Source organism: Pseudomonas sp. B2M1-30 (genome assembly GCF_025447575.1).
GTDB classification, from domain to species: domain Bacteria; phylum Pseudomonadota; class Gammaproteobacteria; order Pseudomonadales; family Pseudomonadaceae; genus Aquipseudomonas; species Aquipseudomonas botevensis.
In genome coordinates, this window is record NZ_JAOEJT010000003.1 from 491,377 (window position 1) to 512,743 (window position 21,367).

Below are 21,367 nucleotides of genomic sequence, written 5' to 3' on the forward strand. Positions count from 1 at the left end.
CACAGCCTCAGGATCGCGCCGTCATCCCTTTGAGGCTCATGTATGAAGTTCTCCTCGATTCTCTTGTTGTCCCTCGGCCTGGTCAGTGGTTTCGCTTCTGCCGGAGGCACCACCGAAGCAGGTGTGGGCGGCGCATTGGGCGGGGTTCTTGGCTCGGTCGTCGGTCAGTCTTTAGGCGGCAGCACCGGCTCCACTATCGGCGCAGCCCTGGGCGGCGCGGGTGGCAGTGCGGTCGGCGCCAACAAACACAGCCGTGGCGAAGCCGCCATTGGCGGTGCGTTGGGCGCAGCCGGCGGTAACGTGGTCGGCCGCAGCATGGGCGGCACCACCGGCAGCCTGATCGGCGCCGCAGCAGGCGGTGGCGCCGGTGGCGCGCTGGGCAACTACATGGGCAACAAGAGCAACGATGAAGATCGTCATTACGATCGCGATCGTGACCATCGTCGCTACTACCGCGACGACCACCGGGGTCGCGGCCATGCCTACGGCCACCGCAAGCATCACCGGTACTACCGCGACTGAGGCGTGAAACGCCCCGTTGCCCGGTGAAACAAAAATCGCAGCCCGAGGGCTGCGATTTTTTTTGCCTGTCAAACCACCAGACGCTCCAGCGCCCCGCGCAATCCGGCCGGAATCGGCACTGGCTGATTGCTCGCCCGATCCACGAACACATGGACAAAACGCCCGGCCGCGCAGGCCTCGTCTTCACCCGCCTTGAACACCGCCAATTCGTACTGCACCGAGCTGTTACCCAACTTGCCAACCCGCAGACCGATCTCGATCAAGTCCGGAAAGGCAATCGAAGCGAAGTAATCGCACGCCGAACTGACCACGAAACCCACCACCTCGCCATCATGAATGTCCAGCCCACCCACCTGGATCAGATAGGTGTTCACGGCCGTATCGAAGAAGCTGTAGTAGGTGACGTTGTTGACGTGACCATAGGCGTCGTTGTCATGCCAACGGGTGGTGATCGGTTGGAAGTGCGGGTAGTCACTGCGTTGCGGCATCGGGTTGGACATCAATGTCGACTCCTGAAGATAAGTGACGAAGTCTACGGCATGGGAACGGGTTTGGCGGCGAAGGTGCCAGAACCGCCACCCACTCAATAATCGGCAAACCCCTTGCCTTGCGCCGCCAGCTCGCCAATCACCCGCGCCGGTTTCCACTGATCGCCCTGCCGCGTATCCAGCGCCAACAGCCGCTGATGAATATCCGCCAGCCCCTGCTGATCCGCCCAGGCCATCGGCCCACCCTTGTCCGCCGGGAAACCGTAGCCATTGAGGTACACCAGATCGATGTCATGGGCCGACTCGGCAATGCCTTCCTGAAGGATCTTCGCGCCTTCGTTGACCAGCGCCAGCAAGCAGCGCTCCAGAATCTCTTCCGGGCCGATCTCGCGACGCTGAAAACCCAATCCTTCACTGACCCGCAGCACCAGCGCATCGACCTCGGGATCATGCTCAGCCTGCCGGCTACCCGGCTCATAGTGGTAATAACCGTTGCCGGACTTCTGACCGAACCGGCCCATCTCGCACAACCGGTTATCCACTTGAATCTCAGGCGCATCCTGCCCTTTGCCGGCCAGCTCCCGGGCACGCCACTCCAGATCGATACCGACCACGTCGTACATGCGGAACGGCCCCATGGCGAAACCGAAACCCTGCAACGCCGCATCGACCTGCTGTGGATAAGCGCCCTCGAGCAACATCTTGCGAGCCTCGAGCACGTATGGGTGCAACATGCGATTGCCGATGAAACCGTGGCAGTTTCCCGACACCACGCTGACCTTGCCCATGCGCTTGCCCAACGCCAGTGCTGCGTCCAGCACCGCTGGCGAGGTTTGCGCACCGCGAACGATTTCCAGCAGTTTCATGATGTGCGCCGGGCTGAAGAAGTGCAGGCCCAGCACTTGCTGCGGACGTTTGGTCGCCGCGGCAATCGCATCGATGTCCAGCGCCGACGTGTTACTTGCCAGCAACGCTTCGGGTTTCAGCAATCCATCAAGCTCACGGAAGATTTTCTGCTTGAGTTCAAGGTTTTCGTACACCGCTTCGATCACCAGATCGACATTGCGGATCGCCGCATAATCCGCCGCCGACGTTATCCGGGCGAGACGCGCATCGGCCTCGGCCTGATCGATACGACCCTGCCGTACGTTATGGGCGTAGGTGTCTGCCACCGTGGTCAGTGCCTGTTCGAGCATCTGTGGATTGTTGTCGACCCACTGCACGGTCACACCAGCGTTGGCCAGGCACATGACGATGCCCCGGCCCATGGTGCCCGCGCCGATCACGGCAGCCTGCTGAATAGCGAAGGATGTCTGGCTCATTGTTGTTCTCTTGTTGGCGATCCGAAGACAGCCCTCACCATAGTCAGCCACTGGCGGTTTTTGAAGTTCATTACCGTGATGATCGACATTCAGCGGATGGATGCGGCCCGGTTCAGCGTTCCTTTTGGGGATCTAACCGGGCAAATGCTGTTGGGTCCAGGTGCGAACATCGAGATAGGGATAGTCTTCCAGCGCCGCATACCCGGAAATCGCCCGCGCCTTGAGCCTGGTAAACAGCGGCACGCTGATGCCGCACAGGAATCGTGTCAGCCGTTCAGCCGACGGCGCATTGCCGGTGTGCTGCTGATGCCTGTGGATAAAGTCACTGCACAGCGCCTCGAAGTTTTTATCCACAAGCGCCGGTAATTCCGGTGGCGCCGGAAGTCTAGCGACATGCCCATGACACACCGAGCAGTGTCCGCAGCGCTCAGGCGCATTGCGATCACCGAAATACTCCGCCAGTCGATAACCCAGGCAGCGTTCGGTGGCGAACATCTCCAGCATTGCGTGAATCCGCGCCACCTCGGTCTGCTCATGCCGAGTGAAGTACCCGTGAAGCTCGGCGCTCAACCCGCCACTGTCGAAATCCGTTGCCAGCAGACTGTAGACCTCGGTCATCTGCTTGCTCTCTAGCTCGACCCAGCCCTTCTCCTGAAAGAAATCCAGCGCCTTCACCACCCGGTTGCGCTCGGCGGAATACTGCGTGTACATCGCCTCGAAGTTCACCGTGGCCCAGGTACGATGTCTGGATGAGCGCCGCGACAAAATCCCTGCGCTCGCCGTCAAAGCGCTCAAGCAACGCTTCGGGTTCGAGCAGGTATTTGAACCGGTACTCGGCGTAATAGGCATAACGCGGCGCGATAACGCCTCTGAGCTCCAGTTGCACCAGCAAGGTCTTGAGCGGCAACTGACGGATATTGCTCTGATCCGCCAGCGGCCCGAGCAAGAACTCCCACTGGCCTTCGGGCACGGCGGCCTGCAATTCATCGAGCACATGACGAATGCCGTCGCGCTCGGGCGTATCGCCGTAGACGAAGTTTTCCAGCACGTTGAGGCTGTCACGATTGGCCAGCACCAGGCAGTCCGAGGGCTGCCCGTCACGCCCGGCGCGACCGATTTCCTGGCTGTAGTTTTCGATGGACTTGGGCAGGTCGAAATGCACCACGTTGCGGATGTCGCTCTTGTCGATACCCATGCCGAAGGCGATGGTGGCGACAATGCAATTGGACTGCCCGCTCATGAAGCGCTGTTGAATCGCCTCACGCTGTTCGTTGGGCAGACCGGCGTGATACGCCTCGGCCTGAATGCCGTTGCGATCGAGGTGCTCAGCAATGTGCTCGGCGGTTTTCTGCAAGGTGACGTAGACGATGCTCGGCAGGCCCCGACGGTCGGCCATCCACTCCACCAGGCGTCGGCGCTTGTCCGGGCCGCGTACCGGCTCCACCAGCAGATTGAGGTTGGGCCGATAGAAACCGGTGGTGACGACATCCTCCGGGGCGATGGCGAATTTCGCCTGCATGTCGGCGATGACCTTCGGCGTCGCCGTGGCCGTCAGCAGCAAGGTCTGCGGGATATTGAACTGGCGCTGGTAGTCCGGCAGCTTCAGGTAGTCGGGACGAAAATTGTGCCCCCACTCCGAGATGCAGTGCGCTTCGTCGACCACCAGCAGCGAGATCGGCACCTGCTGCAGGAAATTGCGGAAGCGTTCGTTTTTCAGACGCTCCACGGAAATCATCAGGATCTTCAACTCGCCGGAACGGGCACGGGCCATCACGTCGCTGGCATCGTCACGGCTCTGCGCCGAATCGATGCTGCCCGCCGAAATGCCACGGCGCCGCAAAAACTCAAGCTGATCCTGCATCAGCGCCAGCAGCGGCGAGACCACCAGCGTCAGGTGCGGCAGCAACAACGCCGGCAGTTGATAACACAAGGACTTGCCGGAGCCGGTGGGGAAAATCGCCGCCGCCGAGCGCCCAGCCAGCACCGCGCCGATGGTGGCCTCCTGACCGGGACGAAACTGTGGATAACCGAAAACCTGTTCCAGGGTGTTGTGCATTCGCTGTCACTCCTTTGACCGCTGCCATGCCAACAGCCTAGCGGGCGATCGCAGCGAGTCGAGAAAGGTTTTGGGGGTAAAACGATACCGGATGATACAGCGCCGTGTACGGCCCTACCGGGTCAAAAACGGAAACACTTTGTTCATCGCCACTCCATTGACCCAGCGGCTAACGTGCTCCCGCTATCCACGAAACCAGCGTCGCACCAGGACGGTCGACGCGCGTGGACTCCCACCAAGGACTGAACATGTCGAACCGATTGAAACTGCCCCTCGCCCTCATCATCGCGTCGCTGCTGTCGGGCGGCTGCATGCAGGTTCCGGAAGACCTTCCACCGCTGTCAGTGGTGACGACGACAGACGCTACCGCCACGGGTTGACGGCAACCTACGGCTGCAACACTGCCACTCGCAATTGCTCGTTCAGTACCTGCTCATGCACGTCCAGGCTCTTGCTGGCCCACAGTGCATGGGCCGGGCTGATATCGCCCGTGAACCCCGCTGCCAACTGGCGCAGGTCGGCGACGCTGCGCACGCGCGGGCAAAACATTTGCTCGTCGCAGTTCCGGCTGGCGGTGCGATAGGTGTCGAGCAAGCGATCCCACAGACCGTCGCGCACTTGTCTGATCGACTTGAGTTGCACCTGCGCCACGCCCAGCCGTTGCTTGAGTCCCGGTTCGTCGAGCGCCTCACTGGCCAGCAGGGCCTTGCCGAACATCAGCGCTTCAGCGCGAGACGCTGTGTCGACGCTGGCCTGACTGGTCAGCGCATCAGGCCAACCGGTGCGATCGAGGTTGCCCAGCACCAGCGCATCGCCCCCATCGGCGGCTCCCGTCAAACGGCAACCACTGGCCCACAGCAAAATGATCGAGGCCATTCGTAGCCACTGCATACCCAATTCCCTTTAAGCGCGTGTCGGACGCACGCAAGCGCCCTACGGATTCTGGCGCGCACCTTACAGCGCTTTGAGTAGAAGCGCCTGAGAATCCCGTAGGAATTTGCCTGCGTAGGGGTTTCGCCGTGAAAACGCCGGCAAACCGTGTAGGGCAAATGCCCGAGTGCCGGTAAAACCCCTACGAATTCTGTCGATTCCGGCTGTCTTGTCCCACCGTGTTTGGCCCTTCTATAGTGACCATCGCGGCTGAAAAGAGATTTTTAAAGGACATGCCTGCCCCATGAATACCCGCTATCGCCCCCTCAAGAGCAGTGACAACGCGGTACTGGTCATCGACACCGACGCCAGCCACATCGACCTGCTCGACGCCGCCCAACAACGCATCCGCGCGGCCAGCGACTTGCTGGAAACTCTTTACTGCTTGTGTTTCAAACAGGCGGACGTCAAAGACATCCCGAGTATCGTCAATGCGCTTTATTTGCTGACGCAAGACGGCTGCGAACTACTTGAAACAGCGAAACAGCAAATAGCCAATTAAATTTAAAATAACAAAGCCAAAAATCCGGCAACAACTAACTGCTTTATTAAGCAAATAGTCAAAACTAGCCTGACTGCTCTTACATCAACCAAGAGCAATATCATGACCACCTTGACTATTTTCTTTTGCGGCACTGGCTCCACCAAGTTTGATACCAGCCACGCCAGCTATTGGGACGGCGAACTGGTTTCCACCCTCGCCTCGCACCACACCGGTCGCGAGTTCGCCGAATGGATCGTGGTTGACGGCCCCGGCACCAGCAATCTGCAGGCCGACGAGCTGTTCGCCAAATCCAAGGACTACGGCCTCAGCGGCACGCTGTTCGGCAAGGGCTGGGAGGAGAACGTGCTGCACGCGATGAACATCATTCGCGGCAAGTGCGACTGGCAACGCGAACAACTGACCGAAGCGGAATACAACCGCCTCAAAGCCGCCGGTATTCCCATCGAAGATGTGAAAGCCGAAGGCTCCTGGTTCTGGCGCAAGTACAACTATGGTGAACGCAGTATCACCCAACAGAAGTTACAGGAGCAGATCATTAAAACTTTCCGCAAGGACGGTGTTATTCCGACTCAGGTCAATCTGGTGGGCTGGAGTCGTGGCGGTATCAGTTGCCATATGTTGGCCAATGCCCTGTTCAATGACAGCGTGTTGAAAAACATTCCGGTAAATATCTTTGCGATAGATCCCGTACCCGGCATCGGCAACTTTCAAGAGCATCGTGTCCGGCTCAATGCCAACGTCAAGGAGTACGTCGGTTTCTATGCCCGGGACGAGCGTTCGAAAGGCTTCAGTTGCGTCATCCCACAAACGGCCACCGGCACACGTACCCACATCTTCCCGATGCCCGGCCGCCACGCCACCCTCGTCGGCAACGCCTCCGCCGACGGCGTCAGCGGCCCGAAACTGCTGGCAGAACCCGGCCTGATGGTGCGCCACTTCGCCGAAGCCTGTCTGCGACGCTGGGGCACCTCGCTGAGCAAAACCCTAAACCTGACCGACGCCGACCTGCGCAAACACGCCGACGCCCTGGTCAACGCCGCCGCGAAATACAAAGCCATGGAAAAATGCTCGTACACCTACTTCACCGAACTGGATCAGGGCGAACGCTACGTGTCGCTGGGCAGCAAAGGCGTCCCGTTCTCGACGGTGAAGGGCACGATCTACACCCCGGCGACCGGACTGACGACGAGCGTGCTGGATGTTGAGGGGTATCGGGTTATTCGTTGAAAACCGTGATTGATCTGTAGGAACGGACTGCATAGATCCGCATCCCGTTCCTACATGCAGCGGCGCCTTGTCTTCTATCGGCACTAGTTAGCTCAACTCTATAGTTGTGACTGTCGCTACCCAATCAGCGATTCAGGTTTGGTCACCTGAAAAACAGAGGTTTCAGCCTCCACTTGTCTTGCCGAATAATCCTCTCAGCCTTAAGTGCTATGACGGCGACGTCCTGTCGCCCACAAAAAAGCCGCCCTCAAGAGGCGGCTTTTTCATTCACCAGAACTAAGTCTTACAACTTAGGCCCGGCAGCCTTGATCGCGTCGCTCACTTCGAACTTCTTGAAGTTCTCGATGAACAGACCGGCCAGTGCTTTGGCAGCTTCGTCGTAGGCAGCCTTGTCAGCCCAGGTATTGCGTGGGTTGAGCAGGTTGGTTTCGACGCCCGGTACGGTCAGTGGCACGTCCAGGTTGATGGTGTCCAGGTGTTCGGTTTCGGCACCGATCAGCGCACCGCTCTGGATCGCTGCGATCACCGCACGGGTGGTCGGGATGTTGAAGCGTTTGCCGACGCCGTAGCCGCCGCCGGTCCAGCCGGTATTGACCAGGTAGACCTTGGAGCCGAAGCCTTTGATGCGCTTGATCAGCAGCTCAGCGTATTCGCCAGCCGGACGCGGGAAGAACGGCGCGCCGAAGCAGGTGGAGAAGGTCGACTTGATGCCGCTGCCCGAACCCATTTCAGTCGAGCCCACCAGTGCGGTGTAGCCGGACAGGAAGTGGTAGGCCGCCTGCTCGTTGTTCAGGATCGACACTGGTGGCAGTACGCCGGTCAGGTCGCAGGTCAGGAAGATTACCGCGTTCGGCTCGCCGCCCAGGTTCTTCTCGGAACGCTTGGCAACGTGCTCCAGCGGGTAGGCTGCGCGGCTGTTCTGGGTCAGGCTGACATCGGCGTAGTCGGCGTGCTTGGCGTCGTCGATCACGACGTTTTCCAGTACGGCGCCGTGCTTGATGGCTTTCCAGATCACCGGCTCGTTCTTCTCGGACAGGTCGATGCACTTGGCATAGCAACCGCCTTCGATGTTGAACACCACGCCTTCGCCCCAACCGTGTTCGTCGTCACCGATCAGGTAACGGCTTTCGTCGGCGGACAGGGTGGTCTTGCCGGTGCCCGACAGACCGAAGAACAGGGTCACGTCGCCTTCTTCACCGATGTTGGCTGCGCAGTGCATCGGCAGTACGTCGGCGGCTGGCAGCAGGAAGTTCTGCACGGAGAACATGGCTTTCTTCATTTCACCGGCGTAACGCATGCCGGCGATCAGCACTTTCTTCTGTGCGAAGTTGAGGATCACGCAACCGTCGGAGTTGGTGCCGTCACGCTCTGGGACGCACTCGAAGTTGGCAACGTTGAGCACTTGCCACTCTTCACGACCGGCCGGGTTGTACTGGGCCGGGTTGATGAACAGGCAACGACCGAACAGGTTCTGCCAGGCAGTCTGGGTGGTCATTTTCACGGCCAGGTAGTGATCCGCCGCCGCGCCTACATGCACGTGGGAAACGAAATGCTCTTGCGCGTTGTTGAAGGCTTCGACACGAGCCCACAGCGCGTCGAACTTGTCGGCCGGGAACTTGCGGTTGATCGGGCCCCAGGCGATAGAGGCCTGGGTGGAAGGCTCTTCAACGATGAAACGATCGACTGGCGAACGGCCGGTGCGATGACCGGTGCGAACAACCAGAGCGCCGGTATCGGCAAGCTCGCCCTCACCGCGGTTCAGGGCTTCTTTAACCAGATCATCAACACTCAGATCGGTGTACACGGCGTTATTGGCTTGCGTCATGAGGTTCCCCGTCGGCCAGTGGCCGAGTGTGCTCCAAACGTTTTGTAGTAGAAAGTCCCGCACTACTACCGCGAAAAAAGTGGGCCGGATTATGCCAGAAAAGCCCAAAAAGAGTAGGGTCCTCCCGTCGTAACGGCGTAATTCCGTCGTTGAGCAGTGAATTTACCTGCGCTGAACCGTTTTAGTGCCGGGTAACTGACGGCGTGTCGACACCCGCGCCAGCGAACAATTGGGCGATATCGGCCGCATCGAACAGGTAGCGTTCGTTGCAGAACTGGCAATCGATCTCGACTTTTCCACCGTGCTCGGCCACCAGCGCCTGAGCATCTTCCAGACCCAGACTGACCAGCGCATTACCCGAACGCTCCCGCGAGCAACTGCAACGGAAGCGCAATTTCTGCACGTCGAACAGACGTACCTGCTCTTCGTGGTAGAGGCGATGGAGCACGGTTTCGTTGTCCAGGCTCAACAATTCATCGGCGGTCAGGGTGCTGCCCAGCGCAGTGATGTGCTGCCAGCTTGCGGCGCGTTCTTCTTCATCTTTCAGGCGATCGGCAGGCAGTTGCTGCAACAGCAAACCACGAGCGCGACGGCCGTCGGCGAAGAGCTTGAAGCGGGTGCCGACCTGCTGCGACATGACGAAATAGTTGGTGAAGCACTCGGACAGGTTTTCGCCGTCGAGGTCGACGATGCCCTGGTAGCGCTGGCCGGCAGTCGGGTCGACGGTCAGGGCCAGCACGCCGTTCGGCATCAGGTCACCGAGCGTCGCATCCGGGCTGATCTGGTCGGCGTGGTAACGCGCCAGGCCACGGATCTCGCGCTCGCTGGAGCACTCGATCATCAGCAGCGGCACCGGGCCTTCGGAACGCGCCTGCAGAATCAGCAAGCCGTCGAACTTCAGGGTGCCGACCAGCAACGCAGCGGCGGCCATCAACTCGCCGAGCAACTGCGCGACCGGCTCCGGGTACGGGTGCTTGGCGAGGACTTCGGCGTAGCTGCGTTCCAGCGCCACGAGTTCGCCGCGAGTGTCGCTGTCATCGAAGATGAAGCGTTGGGTGTAATCGGTATCCGGGAAATCGGTCATAGGTCTGGGTATCTGAATTTGATGACAAAATGGTTACAAAGCATGAAAATTTGCGGTTCTTGGCACTCTTTTTGGTGCCGATGTTTAGCCATGGGAGGCATTTTATGAACAATCCGGGTTTGTTCCAATCAAGGTGGAACCTCGGCCGGCTGGTTCTCTGCAACGTGGTGCCATTGGCACTGCTGGCCTTCTGGTTATGGCCTACGGGCCAGATGCTGTGTGTGATTTTCGACGAGTGGCTGTTCCGCTCACTCAATGCGCCTCTGGCCAGCAACCCCATATGGCTCCACATCTGGGCAATTGCAAGTCTGCGCCCGTTCGACATCGTGGTCGGGCTGATCCTGCTGACACTGCTGATCAAGGGTGACTGGGTCTTCAAGGCGATCGATGTACGCCGCGCCTTTTTCGGTTTTCTGTCGATCCTGCTGCTGATGGTGGTGATCCGCGCGCTGTTTTCCAAATTTTCCGACTACATGAACTGGCAGCACAGCAGCCCGTCGATGGTGCTCGAAGGTGCGGTGCATATCAGTGACTATTTCCCGCATCTGGAGAAAACCTGGGAGCTGAAAGACCGCTCGAGCCAGAGCTTCCCCGGCGATCACGCTTCGGTGCTGTTGATCTGGGCGCTGTTCATGGGGGTTTTCAGCCGTACCCTGGGCCAGTTCCTCACGGTCTGGGGCCTGGCGTTGCTGTTCATGCTGCCGCGCCTGGTGGCGGGCGCGCACTGGGGTCAGGACGATTACATCGGCGGCATGCTGCTGGCGGTGTGGGCGTTAGGCTGGGGTTACTACACGCCGTTTGCCTTTCACGCGGCGAATTTCTGGCTGAAGGCGACCGCACCAATTTTCGGATTGCTGGGCAAGTTTCCGCTGGTTTCGCGCATGAGTGTGGTGCGTAGCCTCTGATCCAGCGCTGCTTGCGGGCAAGCCAGTGGGCCTGCCCGCAAAAGCATTGGCACTGACAACGCAGAGACAACCGCTCTACTCGCCGCTGCTGTTCCCACGAAATTTAAACAGGTCCCGCCGCTGCTTCTTGCTCGGCTTGCCATCGGTGCTGACGCCCAACGCGCCCGCCTTGCGCATCGCCGCGGCTGCTTCGCGCTTGGTGATGCTGGCTTCAGTTTCTGCGTACAACGTCTGCGCTTCCGGCGCGCCACGACGCACGATCGACAAGGCTTCGACTCTCACCGTGCGCACGTCGAAACCGGTACGAATTTCGAATTCATCGCCAACCCGTGGCTCTTTGCCAGGCTTGCAGCGCTCCCCTCGACAATGCACCTTGCCACTCTCGATCGCGGCTTTGGCCAATGCGCGTGTTTTATAAAAACGCGCAGCCCACAGCCATTTATCGAGACGGACCTTGTCGTCCTCTTCGCTTTTTTGTGCCATGGAATTTCCTCATTCTGAAATATTGGTGAACTGTACTACCGTTTCTGTCGTGCCATGAATTGCGCCGTCCCGGATTACAATGCGTGCATTCCGGCGCCAGCCTCAGAGGCGGGTCATCCGGGCTGTAGATATCGTTCGCCTTTTAACCATTATTCTGCGTGAATACCGCAAATCCGGCCCCGTGCGGGCTGAGCGGTTGTCACGGTTGAGCATTTTTTTGAAGACATTTGACCATTTGACCGTTGTCGGTCTGCGCGAGTGGGTGGCGCTTCCGGATCTGGGAGTCGCGGGCCTTCGGGCGAAAATCGACACCGGCGCCAGCACCTCCAGCCTCCACGCCACCGACATCGAGCCGTTCGAGCGCGATGGCGAGAAGTGGGTGCGTTTCACCGCGCACCTGGGCACCGTGGTGCAGTTGCGTCACCGGCGTTGCGAAGCACCGCTGGTCACGCGCAAAACCATCAAGAGTTCCAACGGCCAGGCCCAGGTGCGCTATGTGATCAGCACCACCCTGGCCCTCGGTGATCGGGTCTGGCCGGTCGAGTTCACCCTCGCCTGCCGCAAGTCCATGCGCTATCGCCTGCTGCTCGGCTCCAAAGCCCTGATCGACGGCCAGTTGGTGGTCAATCCGGGCATCAAATATGTACAAGACAAGCCGGTGTTCCCGGTATCTACCTCCTCCACAGGTGTTGCATGAAGATCGCTGTGCTGTCGCGCAATCCGCGTCTGTATTCCACCCGTCGTCTGGTCGAAGCCGGCACCGAACGCGGGCATGAAATGGTGGTGATCGACACCTTGCGCGCCTATATGAACATCGCCAGCCACAAGCCGCAGATCCACTACCGGGGCAAGCCGCTGGAGGGTTTCGATGCGGTGATTCCGCGGATCGGCGCGTCGGTGACGTTTTATGGCTGCGCGGTGTTGCGCCAGTTCGAAATGATGGGGGTTTTTCCGCTCAACGAATCGGTGGCCATCGCCCGTTCGCGGGACAAACTGCGTTCGCTGCAACTGCTGTCGCGCCGGGGCATCGGCCTGCCGGTGACCGGTTTCGCCCACTCGCCGGACGACATTCCCGACCTGATCGACATGGTCAACGGCGCACCGCTGGTGATCAAGGTGCTGGAAGGCACCCAGGGCATCGGCGTGGTGCTGTGCGAAACCGCGACGGCGGCGGAGTCGGTGATCGAGGCGTTCATGGGCCTGAAGCAGAACATCATGGTTCAGGAATACATCAAGGAAGCGGGTGGTGCGGACATCCGCTGCTTCGTGGTCGGCGACAAGGTGATCGCGGCGATGAAACGCCAGGCCAAACCGGGTGAATTCCGCTCCAACCTGCACCGTGGCGGCAGCGCCAGCCTGATCAAGATCACCCCGGAGGAACGCATGACCGCGTTGCGCGCGGCCAAGGTGATGGGGCTGACGGTAGCGGGCGTGGATATCCTGCGCTCCAACCACGGGCCGCTGGTGATGGAGGTGAACTCGTCACCGGGTCTGGAAGGGATCGAGACCACCACCGGGAAGAATGTGGCGGGGATCATCATCGAACACCTTGAGAAGAATGGCGGCCCGAATATGACCCGGACCAAAGGCAAAGGCTAAGAGCCGCCTCACCCTGACCCTCTCCCGCAGGGAGAGGGCGGCGCTCCGATGAGGGAGGGGGTTACACCGCATCCCGAGGAAGCATCAACCCAAGCGGCAATCTCACCCGCGCTTCCAGCCCACCGCCCGAGCGGTTACGCAACTCGACATTGCCGCCATGCATCGAAGCGATCCGCTTCACGATGGCCAGTCCCAGCCCGGTGCCCTTGCCGCCCCGGGCACGGTCGCCACGGGTGAACGGGTTGAAAATCGCCTCCAGTTCCGAAGGGTCGATCCCGGCGCCACGGTCCATCACGCTCAGCACCACATACGGCGCACTGGTATCACCGGACACATAAGCCGCCACCTCGACGCCGCTGCCCGCATGGTGCAAGGCGTTGCCGATCAGGTTGTTCAGCAGGCGTTTCATGGACACCCGCCGCAGCGGAAACGGCTGGATCGGCTCCAGACGCAGGCGCACCTTTTCTTCGCTCTGGTTGTACGGCGCCGCGACTTCACGCACCAGATCGCTGAGGTCCACCTCTTCTACCGACTCATCACGACCGTCGCGAATGAACGCCAGGAACTGGTCGAGAATCGCGTCCATGTCCTCGATGTCGCGGACCATGTCGTCGGTCAGGTCGGTGCGATCGCCCATCAGCTCCAGCGACAAGCGCAAGCGGGTCAGCGGTGTGCGCAGGTCGTGGGAAACCCCGGCGAGCATCAGTTCACGTTCCCGCCCGGCCTGCTCGACGTCCTCGGCCATCTGGTTGAACGCGCGGTAAACCTCGGTCATTTCACTGGGGGTGTCGCTGATCGGCAGACGCACGCTGCGGCCCTGGCCGAGTTGCCGTGCGGCGTACACCAGGCGTTTCAACGGTTGGTTGAGCTGGCTGACGAAGATCCACGCCGACGCGGTGGACAGCAGGCCAATGGCGAGGAACCAGCCGAGCACGTTCCAGATTTTCTGGCCGCGCAGCGGGTGCGGATACAGCGGCACTTTCAGCCAGCCATCGCCCAGGCTCGGGGCGCGAACCCACAGCGCCGGTGGCGAGTGCATGCGCAACCGGACTTCCGTATCGGCGCCCAGCTCCGCCTGCATCTGCCGCTGGTAGATCTCGCTGTACGGCCAGTGCTGTTCGCCTTCCGGCACGCCGGCGCCGACCACCCGGATCAGGGTCGCGGCATCAGCGATCTTGGCGCGGTTTTCTTCATCGGCGGCCCAATAGGCACGCAGCGTCAGGGCAACGCCGTGGCTGTATTGGCGATCCACCAGCACGTCCTCGTTCATCAACAGATAAACCAGGGTCAGCGCCTTGGAAAACAGCACGACGATGAGCACCAGCCAGAGGGTGCGGGAGAAAAAACTTTGGGGGAACCAGACGGGGGTTTTCATGGATAACCGCTACACACTTGCAGGAGCGAGCAATGCTCGCATATTGCGGATTGCGAGTCTGGCATTGCGCAACGGCCAGCCAGACCCGCTCCTACAAATCACCAATTACTTGGTGGAGTTGCCATCCGGTACGAACACGTAGCCCACGCCCCAGACAGTCTGGATGTAGCGCGGTTTCGACGGATCAGGCTCGATCATCCGGCGCAGACGGGAAATCTGCACGTCGATGGAACGCTCCAGGGCATCCCACTCGCGACCACGGGCCAGATTCATCAGCTTGTCGCGGGTCAGCGGCTGGCGAGCGTTCATCACCAGCGCCTTGAGTACCGCAAACTCGCCGGTGGTGAGCATGTGTACTTCGTCGCCGCGCTTCAGTTCACGGGTCGCCAGGGACAACACGTAATCACCGAAGGTGACGTTTTCGTCTTCGCTGCCCGGTGCGCCCGGCACCGGCGGGGCCTGACGACGCAGGACAGCCTTGACCCGGGCCATCAGCTCGTCCGGGTTGAACGGTTTGGCCAGGTAGTCGTCGGCACCCAGCTCCAGCCCCTTGATACGGCTCAGCTCGTCGCCCTTGGCGGTGAGCATGATGATCGGAATCTGGTTGTTCGCGCTGCGCAGACGACGGCAGGCGGTCAGGCCATCCTCGCCCGGCAGCATCAGGTCGAGGACGACCAGATTGAAGACTTCACGCGACAGCAGACGATCCATCTGCTCGGTGTTCGGTACGGCACGGGCACGATAGCCCTTGCTGACGAAAAAGCGTTCCAGCAGGCTGCTCAGCCCCGGATCGTCGTCAACGATGAGAATTTTTTCGCCTTCAGCAGTTTGTGCAGTGCTGCTCATTGGATGCTCCTTTTAGCTCGGCGCGCATTATGGCGTAGCTGCCGTTATACGCACCGTGTGCATTGTTAGCAGATTTTTCCTTCACTGCCAGAAAACAGGGGTTTGTGCCTACAGACTGTGTCGCCCCCGAATGACAGAACGCTGGTTATAATGCGCGGCGTTTTGTGTCAGGCAACGTCTGAATCGTTACCGCAGGTGGCCGCTTTTTCTTTTATGGTCCGCGCAGTAATTGTTCGATTTCACGGGTCAATGGGGTGCCTCTTGGCCCAGGCAGCGGCAATCATCAAGCCGCTCAACCAGACTCCGGGCCTTTATTTACGAGCCCGCGAGCCTGCTTTCACAATTTGTCAGGTGGTTTTATGGACAGCATCAACAGCCGCATCGCCGAGGAACTCGGCGTACGCCCGCAACAGGTCGAAGCGGCCGTCGCGCTACTCGATGAAGGCTCTACCGTTCCCTTCATCGCCCGTTACCGGAAAGAAGTGACCGGCAGCCTCGATGACACTCAGTTGCGTCATCTGGAAGAACGTCTGCGCTACCTGCGAGAACTCGACGAACGGCGTATCAGCATCCTCGCCAGCATCCAGGAGCAGGGCAAGCTCACGCCCGAGCTGGAGCGCGAAATCAAACTCGCCGACACCAAGACCCGCCTCGAAGACTTGTACCTGCCGTACAAGCAGAAGCGCCGCACCAAGGGCCAGATCGCCCTGGAAGCCGGCCTCGGCGAGCTGGCCGACGGTTTGTTCAACGACCCGAACCTGGCCCCGGAAACCGAGGCCGCGCGCTTCATCGACGCCGAAAAAGGCGTGGCCGACGTCAAGGCCGCCCTCGAAGGCGCCAAATACATCCTCATGGAGCGCTTCGCCGAAGACGCCAACCTGCTGGATAAACTGCGTAACTACCTGAAACAGGAAGCCACCCTCAGCGCCCGCGTGATCGCCGGCAAGGAAGAGGAAGGCGCCAAGTTCCGCGATTACTTCGAACACGACGAACCGCTCAAAAGCATGCCGTCGCACCGCGCCCTGGCGATCTTCCGCGGGCGCAACGAAGGCATCCTCAGCTCCGCGCTGAAAGTCGGCGAAGAACTGCCGGGCACCCTGCACCCCTGCGAAGGCATGATCGGCCAGCACGTCGGCATCCAGAACCAGAACCGCGCCGCCGACAAATGGCTCGGCGAAGTGGTGCGCTGGACCTGGAAGGTCAAGCTCTACACCCACCTGGAAACCGACCTGCTCGGCGAGCTGCGTGACGGCGCCGAAACCGAGGCGATCAACGTTTTCGCCCACAACCTGCACGACCTGCTGCTGGCCGCTCCGGCCGGCCCGCGCGCAACCCTGGGCCTCGACCCGGGCCTGCGTACCGGCTGCAAGGTGGCCGTGGTCGACTCCACCGGCAAACTGCTGGATCACGCCACCGTTTACCCGCACGTGCCGCACAACAAGTGGGATCAGACCATCGCCATTCTGGCCGCCCTGTGCGCCAAGCATTCGGTCGACCTGATCGCCATCGGCAACGGCACCGCCAGCCGTGAAACCGACAAGCTGGCGATCGAACTGATCAAAAAATACCCAGCGATGAAAATGACCAAGGTCATGGTCTCCGAGGCCGGCGCATCGGTGTATTCGGCATCGGAACTGGCAGCCAAGGAGTTCCCGGACCTGGACGTGTCGATCCGTGGCGCCGTGTCCATTGCCCGTCGCCTGCAGGATCCACTGGCGGAGTTGGTGAAGATCGATCCGAAATCCATCGGCGTCGGTCAGTACCAGCACGACGTCTCGCAGCTGAAACTGGCGCGCGGCCTGGATGCCGTGGTCGAGGACTGCGTGAACGCCGTGGGTGTGGACGTGAACACCGCGTCGGTGGCGCTGCTGGCGCGGATCTCCGGCCTCAATGCGACCCTGGCACAGAACATCGTCACCCACCGCGACGAACACGGTGCGTTCAAGACCCGCGCCGCGTTGAAGAAAGTCGCGCGTCTGGGCGAGAAAACCTTCGAGCAGGCGGCCGGCTTCCTGCGCGTGATGAACGGCGAGAACCCGCTGGATTCCTCGGCGGTCCACCCGGAAGCCTATCCGCTGGTGCAGCGCATCGCCGCCGAAACCGACCGCGACATTCGCTCGCTGATCGGTGACGCCGGGTTCCTCAAGCGTCTGGATCCGAAGAAATTCACCGACGAGACCTTCGGTCTGCCCACCGTCACCGACATCTTGCAAGAACTGGAAAAACCGGGCCGCGACCCGCGTCCGGAGTTCAAGACCGCCGAGTTCCAGGAAGGCGTCGAGGACTTGAAGGATCTGCAACCGGGAATGATCCTCGAAGGCGTGGTGACCAACGTGACCGCGTTCGGCGCATTCGTCGACATCGGCGTGCATCAGGATGGTCTGGTACACATCTCGGCGCTGTCGGAGAAATTTATCAAGGATCCGCGTGAAGCGGTGAAGGCCGGCGACGTGGTGAAGGTCAAGGTCATGGAAGTCGACATTCCACGCAAACGCGTCGGCCTGTCGATGCGCATGAGCGACACGCCGGGCGAGAAAGTCGACGGTGCCCGTGGCTCGCGTCCGGGTTCGGCGCCGCGTCAGTCGTCGAACAACGCCCCGCGCAAGGAAACCGCGACCGCTGCCCCGGCGAACAACGCCATGGCTTCTCTGTTCGCCAACGCCAAGCAGTTGAAAAAACGTTGATGGACATTCCGGCCGGGCTCGTCGAGAGCGCGTTCTTCAAGCTGTTGGGCTGCCGCCTGCACAACCTGGAAACCGGGGTGGCGCAAGTCGCTCTGGCGCTGGAACCGCAATTGCGCAATCGCGGCAATAAGCTGCATGGCGGCGCGCTGTTCAGTCTGGTGGACATCGCCATGGGGCTGGCATGTTCCAGCACCCACGGCTTTGACCAGCAGAGCGCGACCATCGAATGCAAGATCAACTACATCCGCGCCGTCGAAGGCGGTGAGGTGATGTGTACGGCGCGGGTGATTCACCCGGGCCGCCGCACGCTGGTGGTCGAAGCCGACGTGATGCAGGGCGACAAACTGGTCGCAAAAGCACAAGGCACGTTCGCTGTCCTGTAGATGTTGTTCATCATTTTGAGTTAATTTCGGCGCTGTGACCGCAGCGCCGGGATTTGCTGTGGGAGCCAACTCCCACAATTCGCCTGCGTCAGCCAGATTCAGGGACTGAAGTTGGCGTTTCAAATGGGGCTTTCATGGCCCGAAAACCAGGCGAAAACGCCAGTTTCAACTTCACCCTTGTAGACCGTCCTGCCCACCCCCATATTGGGGCGACTGACGCGTGAAGGAATCCAAATTGAGCGAACTTCTCAACCGCCGCCTGGCTCTGCTCGGTGAGCGCGCCAACCTCTCCCTGCTTGAGCAGTGCCTGCACGGCATCGAACGTGAATGCCTGCGCGTGACCGGCGAGGGTCGTCTGGCGCAAACGCCGCACCCGGAAAGCCTGGGTTCCGCACTGACCAACGAACAGATCACCACCGACTATTCCGAGTCGCTGCTGGAGTTCATCACCCCGGCCCTGCCCGACCCGGCCGATACGCTGGCGAGCCTGGACAAGATTCATCGCTTTGCCTACAGCAAGCTCGGCAGCGAATTCCTGTGGAGTCCGTCGATGCCGTGCCCGCTGCCGGCCGAGGAAGACATCCCGATTGCCTACTACGGCACCTCCAACATCGGTCAGCTCAAGTACGTCTACCGCAAGGGCCTGGCCCTGCGTTACGGCAAGACCATGCAATGCATTGCCGGGATTCACTACAACTTCTCCCTGCCGGAAAAGCTCTGGCCACTGCTCAAGCAGACCGAAGGCTTCGTCGGCACCGACCGCGACTTCCAGTCGTCGTCCTATATCGCGCTGATCCGCAATTTCCGTCGCTACAGCTGGCTGCTGATGTACCTGTTCGGTGCCTCGCCGGCGCTGGACGCGGGTTTCCTGCGCGGCCGTGCGCATCAACTCGAACAACTGGACCCGGACACCCTGTACCTGCCGTACGCCACCAGCCTGCGCATGAGCGACCTCGGTTACCAGAGCAACGCCCAGGCCGGCCTGACGCCGTGCTACAACGACCTGGCGAGCTACACCGACAGCCTGCGCCAGGCCGTCGCCACGCCTTACGCGCCGTACGTCGAAGTCGGCACGCATCAGGATGGCGAGTGGGTGCAGCTCAACACCAACATCCTGCAGATCGAAAACGAGTACTACTCCAACATCCGCCCGAAACGCGTGACCTACACCGGCGAGCGGCCGATCCAGGCCCTGATGGCCCGTGGCATCCAGTACGTCGAAGTGCGTTGCCTGGACATCAACCCGTTCCTGCCGATGGGCATCGACGTCACCGAATCGCGCTTCCTCGATGCGTTCCTGCTGTACTGCGCGCTCAACGACAGCCCGCTGCTGACCAACACCAGTTGCGGCAACGCCACGTCGAACTTCCTCAGCGTGGTCAAGGAAGGTCGCCGTCCGGGCCTGCAATTGCAGCGCGACGGTCAACCGGTCGACCTCAAGCAATGGGCCGGCGAACTGCTGGAGCAGATCGCCCCGCTCGCCGCGCTGCTGGATCAGAGCCATGGCGGTGATGCCCACAGCAAGGCCCTCGATGCGCAACTGGCGAAAGTCAGCGACCCGTCCCTGACGCCATCGGCCCAGGTGCTGGCGGCAATGGCCGAACACAAGGAAAGCTTCGCGCAGTTCTCCCTGCGTCAGAGCAAGGCCCACGCGGAGTTCTTCCGCAGCGAGCCGCTGGCGGCTGATGAACAGGCGAAGTTCGAAGAACTGGCGCGCTCGTCGCTGGCACAACAGGCTGAGCTGGAGCAGAACGAAGTGGGCGATTTCGACGTGTTTGTCGGGGCGTACCAGGCGAGCATTCTGGCGATCAGCAACTGATCGATCGGCTTTGGATCTTTTCCCCTTGCCCTCTCCAAGAGGGAGAGGGGACTGACCGAGTTGTGGGTGCGAGGTGCGCCGACTTGAAATACCGAGCCGAACTCCAATTTTGAAAAGCCCCCGATCGGCCCCCTTCCCCCCCGCCCCCTTGGGGGAGAGGGTTGAGGTGAGGGGGAGAAGATCTCACGTCGAACGAAGAATCCGAAATATCCCCCTCGGCTTAGATTTTTCCGCTAATAAGCTCATTCTAAAAAGTTATTTATTTTTAGATTCTTAGATCATTTAGTCTCCTTTCACGCCGACGCTCGGTCGCCTGATATGGAGCTCTCCCATGAAACTGACATTCCCGCTTCGCCTGCTGGCCGTGGCCTCCCTGGCTGCCGCGAGCTTCCTGGCTCAGGCCGCCGACCTCACCGTCGCCTACCAGACCACCGTTGACCCGGCGAAAGTCGCCCAGGCCGACGGCGCCTATGAAAAAGCCACCAAGGCCGACATCAACTGGCGCAAATTCGATAACGGGGCCGACGTCATTGCCGCCATCGCCTCCGGCGACGTGCAGATCGGCTACCTCGGTTCCAGCCCGCTGACCGCGGCGATCACCCGCAAAGTCCCGGTGGAAACCTTCCTCATCGCGACCCAGATCGGCGCTGCCGAAGCGCTGGTCGCACGCGACGGTTCCGGGATCAAGACGCCACAGGATCTGCTCGGCAAGAAAATCGCCGTGCCGTTCGTGTCCACCGGTCACTACAGCCTGCTCGCCGCACTGAAGCACTGGAACATCGATCCGTCGAAAGTCACCGTCCTCAACCTGGCTCCGCCCGCGATCATCGCCGCCTGGAAACGCGGTGACATCGACGCCACCTACGTCTGGGATCCGGCGCTGGGCGTGGCCAAGGAAAACGGCAAGGTGCTGATTACTTCCGGCGAACTGGCCAAGTTCGGTGCGCCGACCTTCGATGCCTGGATCGTGCGCAAGGACTTCGCCGAGAAACACCCGGAAATCGTCACCGCGTTCGCCAAGGTCACCCTCGACGCTTACGCCGAATACCGCAAGGACCCGCAAGCCTGGCTCGCCGACAAGGGCAACGTCGACAAACTGGTGAAACTGTCCGGCGCCAAGGCCAGCGATATTCCGCTGCTGCTGCAAGGCAACGTCTACCCGCTGGCGGCGGATCAGGTCACTGACCTCGGCGCGCCGACCACCAAAGCCATCACCGACACCGCCGCGTTCCTCAAGGAACAAGGCAAGGTCGAGGCGGTGCTGCCGGACTACGCGCCGTACGTCAGCGCCAAGTACATCACCAACTGATCGGG

The 21,367-nt window shown here is 60.7% G+C and carries 19 protein-coding genes and 1 pseudogene; 11 read left to right on the top strand and 9 right to left on the bottom strand.

Going from position 1 to position 21,367, the window contains the following annotated elements:
- Window positions 1-42 precede the first annotated feature (42 nt).
- Window positions 43-522 carry a glycine zipper domain-containing protein gene (locus tag N8H74_RS08805; protein WP_217831792.1) on the top strand — a complete coding sequence of 160 codons (480 nt, stop codon included), beginning with the start codon at window positions 43-45 and terminating at the stop codon, window positions 520-522.
- Between the two features lie 68 nt (window positions 523-590).
- Here the strand turns inward: N8H74_RS08805 and N8H74_RS08810 are convergent, their stop codons facing one another.
- From N8H74_RS08810 to N8H74_RS08820, 3 genes and pseudogenes are all read right to left on the bottom strand, one after another.
- Window positions 591-1,022 carry a thioesterase family protein gene (locus tag N8H74_RS08810; protein ID WP_217831791.1) on the bottom strand — a complete coding sequence of 144 codons (432 nt, stop codon included), beginning with the start codon at window positions 1,020-1,022 and terminating at the stop codon, window positions 591-593.
- A gap of 83 nt (window positions 1,023-1,105) precedes the next feature.
- Window positions 1,106-2,332 (bottom strand): 3-hydroxyacyl-CoA dehydrogenase, encoded by a 1,227-nt coding sequence (locus N8H74_RS08815; RefSeq protein WP_262146927.1) that lies wholly within the window; start codon window positions 2,330-2,332, stop codon window positions 1,106-1,108.
- A 132-nt stretch (window positions 2,333-2,464) separates the two neighbouring features.
- Window positions 2,465-4,388 (bottom strand): annotated as a pseudogene (locus N8H74_RS08820) (ATP-dependent DNA helicase RecQ).
- A 248-nt stretch (window positions 4,389-4,636) separates the two neighbouring features.
- Here N8H74_RS08820 and N8H74_RS08825 point away from each other — a divergent pair.
- Complete coding sequence (locus N8H74_RS08825) at window positions 4,637-4,768, top strand: hypothetical protein (RefSeq protein ID WP_262146928.1); 132 nt, start codon at window positions 4,637-4,639, stop codon at window positions 4,766-4,768.
- A gap of 7 nt (window positions 4,769-4,775) precedes the next feature.
- Here N8H74_RS08825 and N8H74_RS08830 read toward each other — a convergent pair whose 3' ends face one another.
- Window positions 4,776-5,279: a polysaccharide deacetylase gene (locus N8H74_RS08830; protein WP_262146929.1), complete on the bottom strand. Its 504-nt coding sequence runs from the start codon at window positions 5,277-5,279 to the stop codon at window positions 4,776-4,778.
- A 283-nt stretch (window positions 5,280-5,562) separates the two neighbouring features.
- On the opposite strand from N8H74_RS08830, the gene N8H74_RS08835 reads away from it, so the two are divergent.
- Complete coding sequence (locus N8H74_RS08835; RefSeq protein WP_217831787.1) at window positions 5,563-5,820, top strand: hypothetical protein; 258 nt, start codon at window positions 5,563-5,565, stop codon at window positions 5,818-5,820.
- A gap of 102 nt (window positions 5,821-5,922) precedes the next feature.
- Window positions 5,923-7,050, top strand: coding sequence for a hypothetical protein (locus tag N8H74_RS08840; RefSeq protein ID WP_262146930.1), 1,128 nt, complete (start codon window positions 5,923-5,925; stop codon window positions 7,048-7,050).
- A gap of 283 nt (window positions 7,051-7,333) precedes the next feature.
- Here the strand turns inward: N8H74_RS08840 and N8H74_RS08845 are convergent, their stop codons facing one another.
- Window positions 7,334-8,875, bottom strand: coding sequence for a phosphoenolpyruvate carboxykinase (locus N8H74_RS08845; RefSeq protein ID WP_217831785.1), 1,542 nt, complete (start codon window positions 8,873-8,875; stop codon window positions 7,334-7,336).
- A 181-nt stretch (window positions 8,876-9,056) separates the two neighbouring features.
- Entirely contained in the window at window positions 9,057-9,959 is a 903-nt protein-coding gene (gene hslO / locus N8H74_RS08850) for an Hsp33 family molecular chaperone HslO (protein WP_262146931.1), read from the bottom strand.
- A gap of 104 nt (window positions 9,960-10,063) precedes the next feature.
- On the opposite strand from hslO, the gene N8H74_RS08855 reads away from it, so the two are divergent.
- Complete coding sequence (locus N8H74_RS08855; protein WP_262146932.1) at window positions 10,064-10,864, top strand: phosphatase PAP2 family protein; 801 nt, start codon at window positions 10,064-10,066, stop codon at window positions 10,862-10,864.
- A gap of 75 nt (window positions 10,865-10,939) precedes the next feature.
- Here the strand turns inward: N8H74_RS08855 and N8H74_RS08860 are convergent, their stop codons facing one another.
- A complete protein-coding gene (locus N8H74_RS08860) occupies window positions 10,940-11,347 on the bottom strand; it encodes an RNA-binding S4 domain-containing protein (protein WP_217831782.1) in 408 nt (135 codons plus the stop codon).
- A 250-nt stretch (window positions 11,348-11,597) separates the two neighbouring features.
- Between N8H74_RS08860 and N8H74_RS08865 the strand changes: the two genes are divergently transcribed.
- A complete protein-coding gene (locus N8H74_RS08865) occupies window positions 11,598-12,044 on the top strand; it encodes an ATP-dependent zinc protease (RefSeq protein ID WP_169432582.1) in 447 nt (148 codons plus the stop codon).
- Window positions 12,041-12,946 carry a 30S ribosomal protein S6--L-glutamate ligase gene (rimK, locus tag N8H74_RS08870; protein WP_065257794.1) on the top strand — a complete coding sequence of 302 codons (906 nt, stop codon included), beginning with the start codon at window positions 12,041-12,043 and terminating at the stop codon, window positions 12,944-12,946. The genes N8H74_RS08865 and rimK overlap by 4 nt, the downstream gene beginning before the upstream one ends.
- Window positions 12,947-13,007: 61 nt before the next feature.
- Here the strand turns inward: rimK and N8H74_RS08875 are convergent, their stop codons facing one another.
- Entirely contained in the window at window positions 13,008-14,321 is a 1,314-nt protein-coding gene (locus N8H74_RS08875; RefSeq protein ID WP_027922236.1) for an ATP-binding protein, read from the bottom strand.
- Between the two features lie 105 nt (window positions 14,322-14,426).
- Window positions 14,427-15,167 (bottom strand): two-component system response regulator OmpR, encoded by a 741-nt coding sequence (gene ompR / locus N8H74_RS08880; RefSeq protein ID WP_217831781.1) that lies wholly within the window; start codon window positions 15,165-15,167, stop codon window positions 14,427-14,429.
- Window positions 15,168-15,526: 359 nt separating this feature from the next.
- On the opposite strand from ompR, the gene N8H74_RS08885 reads away from it, so the two are divergent.
- From N8H74_RS08885 to tauA, 4 genes are all read left to right on the top strand, one after another.
- On the top strand, window positions 15,527-17,851 hold the full coding sequence (locus N8H74_RS08885) for a Tex family protein (RefSeq protein ID WP_262146933.1): 2,325 nt from the start codon (window positions 15,527-15,529) through the stop codon (window positions 17,849-17,851).
- Window positions 17,851-18,234: a PaaI family thioesterase gene (locus N8H74_RS08890; protein ID WP_262146934.1), complete on the top strand. Its 384-nt coding sequence runs from the start codon at window positions 17,851-17,853 to the stop codon at window positions 18,232-18,234. Before N8H74_RS08885 ends, N8H74_RS08890 begins: the two co-directional genes overlap by 1 nt.
- Before the next feature lie 235 nt (window positions 18,235-18,469).
- Window positions 18,470-20,053, top strand: a complete 1,584-nt coding sequence (gene gshA, locus N8H74_RS08895) for a glutamate--cysteine ligase (RefSeq protein ID WP_262146935.1) — start codon at window positions 18,470-18,472, stop codon at window positions 20,051-20,053.
- A 331-nt stretch (window positions 20,054-20,384) separates the two neighbouring features.
- Complete coding sequence (gene tauA / locus N8H74_RS08900; protein WP_262146936.1) at window positions 20,385-21,362, top strand: taurine ABC transporter substrate-binding protein; 978 nt, start codon at window positions 20,385-20,387, stop codon at window positions 21,360-21,362.
- Window positions 21,363-21,367: the final 5 nt, after the last annotated feature.

Bases quoted from the DNA above. Each gene is read 5' to 3' on its own strand.
- N8H74_RS08805 (WP_217831792.1), top strand. From the start codon at position 43: ATGAAGTTCTCCTCGATTCTCTTGTTGTCCCTCGGCCTGGTCAGTGGT.
- N8H74_RS08810 (WP_217831791.1), bottom strand. From the start codon at position 1,022: ATGTCCAACCCGATGCCGCAACGCAGTGACTACCCGCACTTCCAACCG.
- N8H74_RS08815 (WP_262146927.1), bottom strand. From the start codon at position 2,332: ATGAGCCAGACATCCTTCGCTATTCAGCAGGCTGCCGTGATCGGCGCG.
- N8H74_RS08825 (WP_262146928.1), top strand. From the start codon at position 4,637: ATGTCGAACCGATTGAAACTGCCCCTCGCCCTCATCATCGCGTCGCTG.
- N8H74_RS08830 (WP_262146929.1), bottom strand. From the start codon at position 5,279: ATGCAGTGGCTACGAATGGCCTCGATCATTTTGCTGTGGGCCAGTGGT.
- N8H74_RS08835 (WP_217831787.1), top strand. From the start codon at position 5,563: ATGAATACCCGCTATCGCCCCCTCAAGAGCAGTGACAACGCGGTACTG.
- N8H74_RS08840 (WP_262146930.1), top strand. From the start codon at position 5,923: ATGACCACCTTGACTATTTTCTTTTGCGGCACTGGCTCCACCAAGTTT.
- N8H74_RS08845 (WP_217831785.1), bottom strand. From the start codon at position 8,875: ATGACGCAAGCCAATAACGCCGTGTACACCGATCTGAGTGTTGATGAT.
- hslO (WP_262146931.1), bottom strand. From the start codon at position 9,959: ATGACCGATTTCCCGGATACCGATTACACCCAACGCTTCATCTTCGAT.
- N8H74_RS08855 (WP_262146932.1), top strand. From the start codon at position 10,064: ATGAACAATCCGGGTTTGTTCCAATCAAGGTGGAACCTCGGCCGGCTG.
- N8H74_RS08860 (WP_217831782.1), bottom strand. From the start codon at position 11,347: ATGGCACAAAAAAGCGAAGAGGACGACAAGGTCCGTCTCGATAAATGG.
- rimK (WP_065257794.1), top strand. From the start codon at position 12,041: ATGAAGATCGCTGTGCTGTCGCGCAATCCGCGTCTGTATTCCACCCGT.
- N8H74_RS08875 (WP_027922236.1), bottom strand. From the start codon at position 14,321: ATGAAAACCCCCGTCTGGTTCCCCCAAAGTTTTTTCTCCCGCACCCTC.
- ompR (WP_217831781.1), bottom strand. From the start codon at position 15,167: ATGAGCAGCACTGCACAAACTGCTGAAGGCGAAAAAATTCTCATCGTT.
- N8H74_RS08885 (WP_262146933.1), top strand. From the start codon at position 15,527: ATGGACAGCATCAACAGCCGCATCGCCGAGGAACTCGGCGTACGCCCG.
- N8H74_RS08890 (WP_262146934.1), top strand. From the start codon at position 17,851: ATGGACATTCCGGCCGGGCTCGTCGAGAGCGCGTTCTTCAAGCTGTTG.
- tauA (WP_262146936.1), top strand. From the start codon at position 20,385: ATGAAACTGACATTCCCGCTTCGCCTGCTGGCCGTGGCCTCCCTGGCT.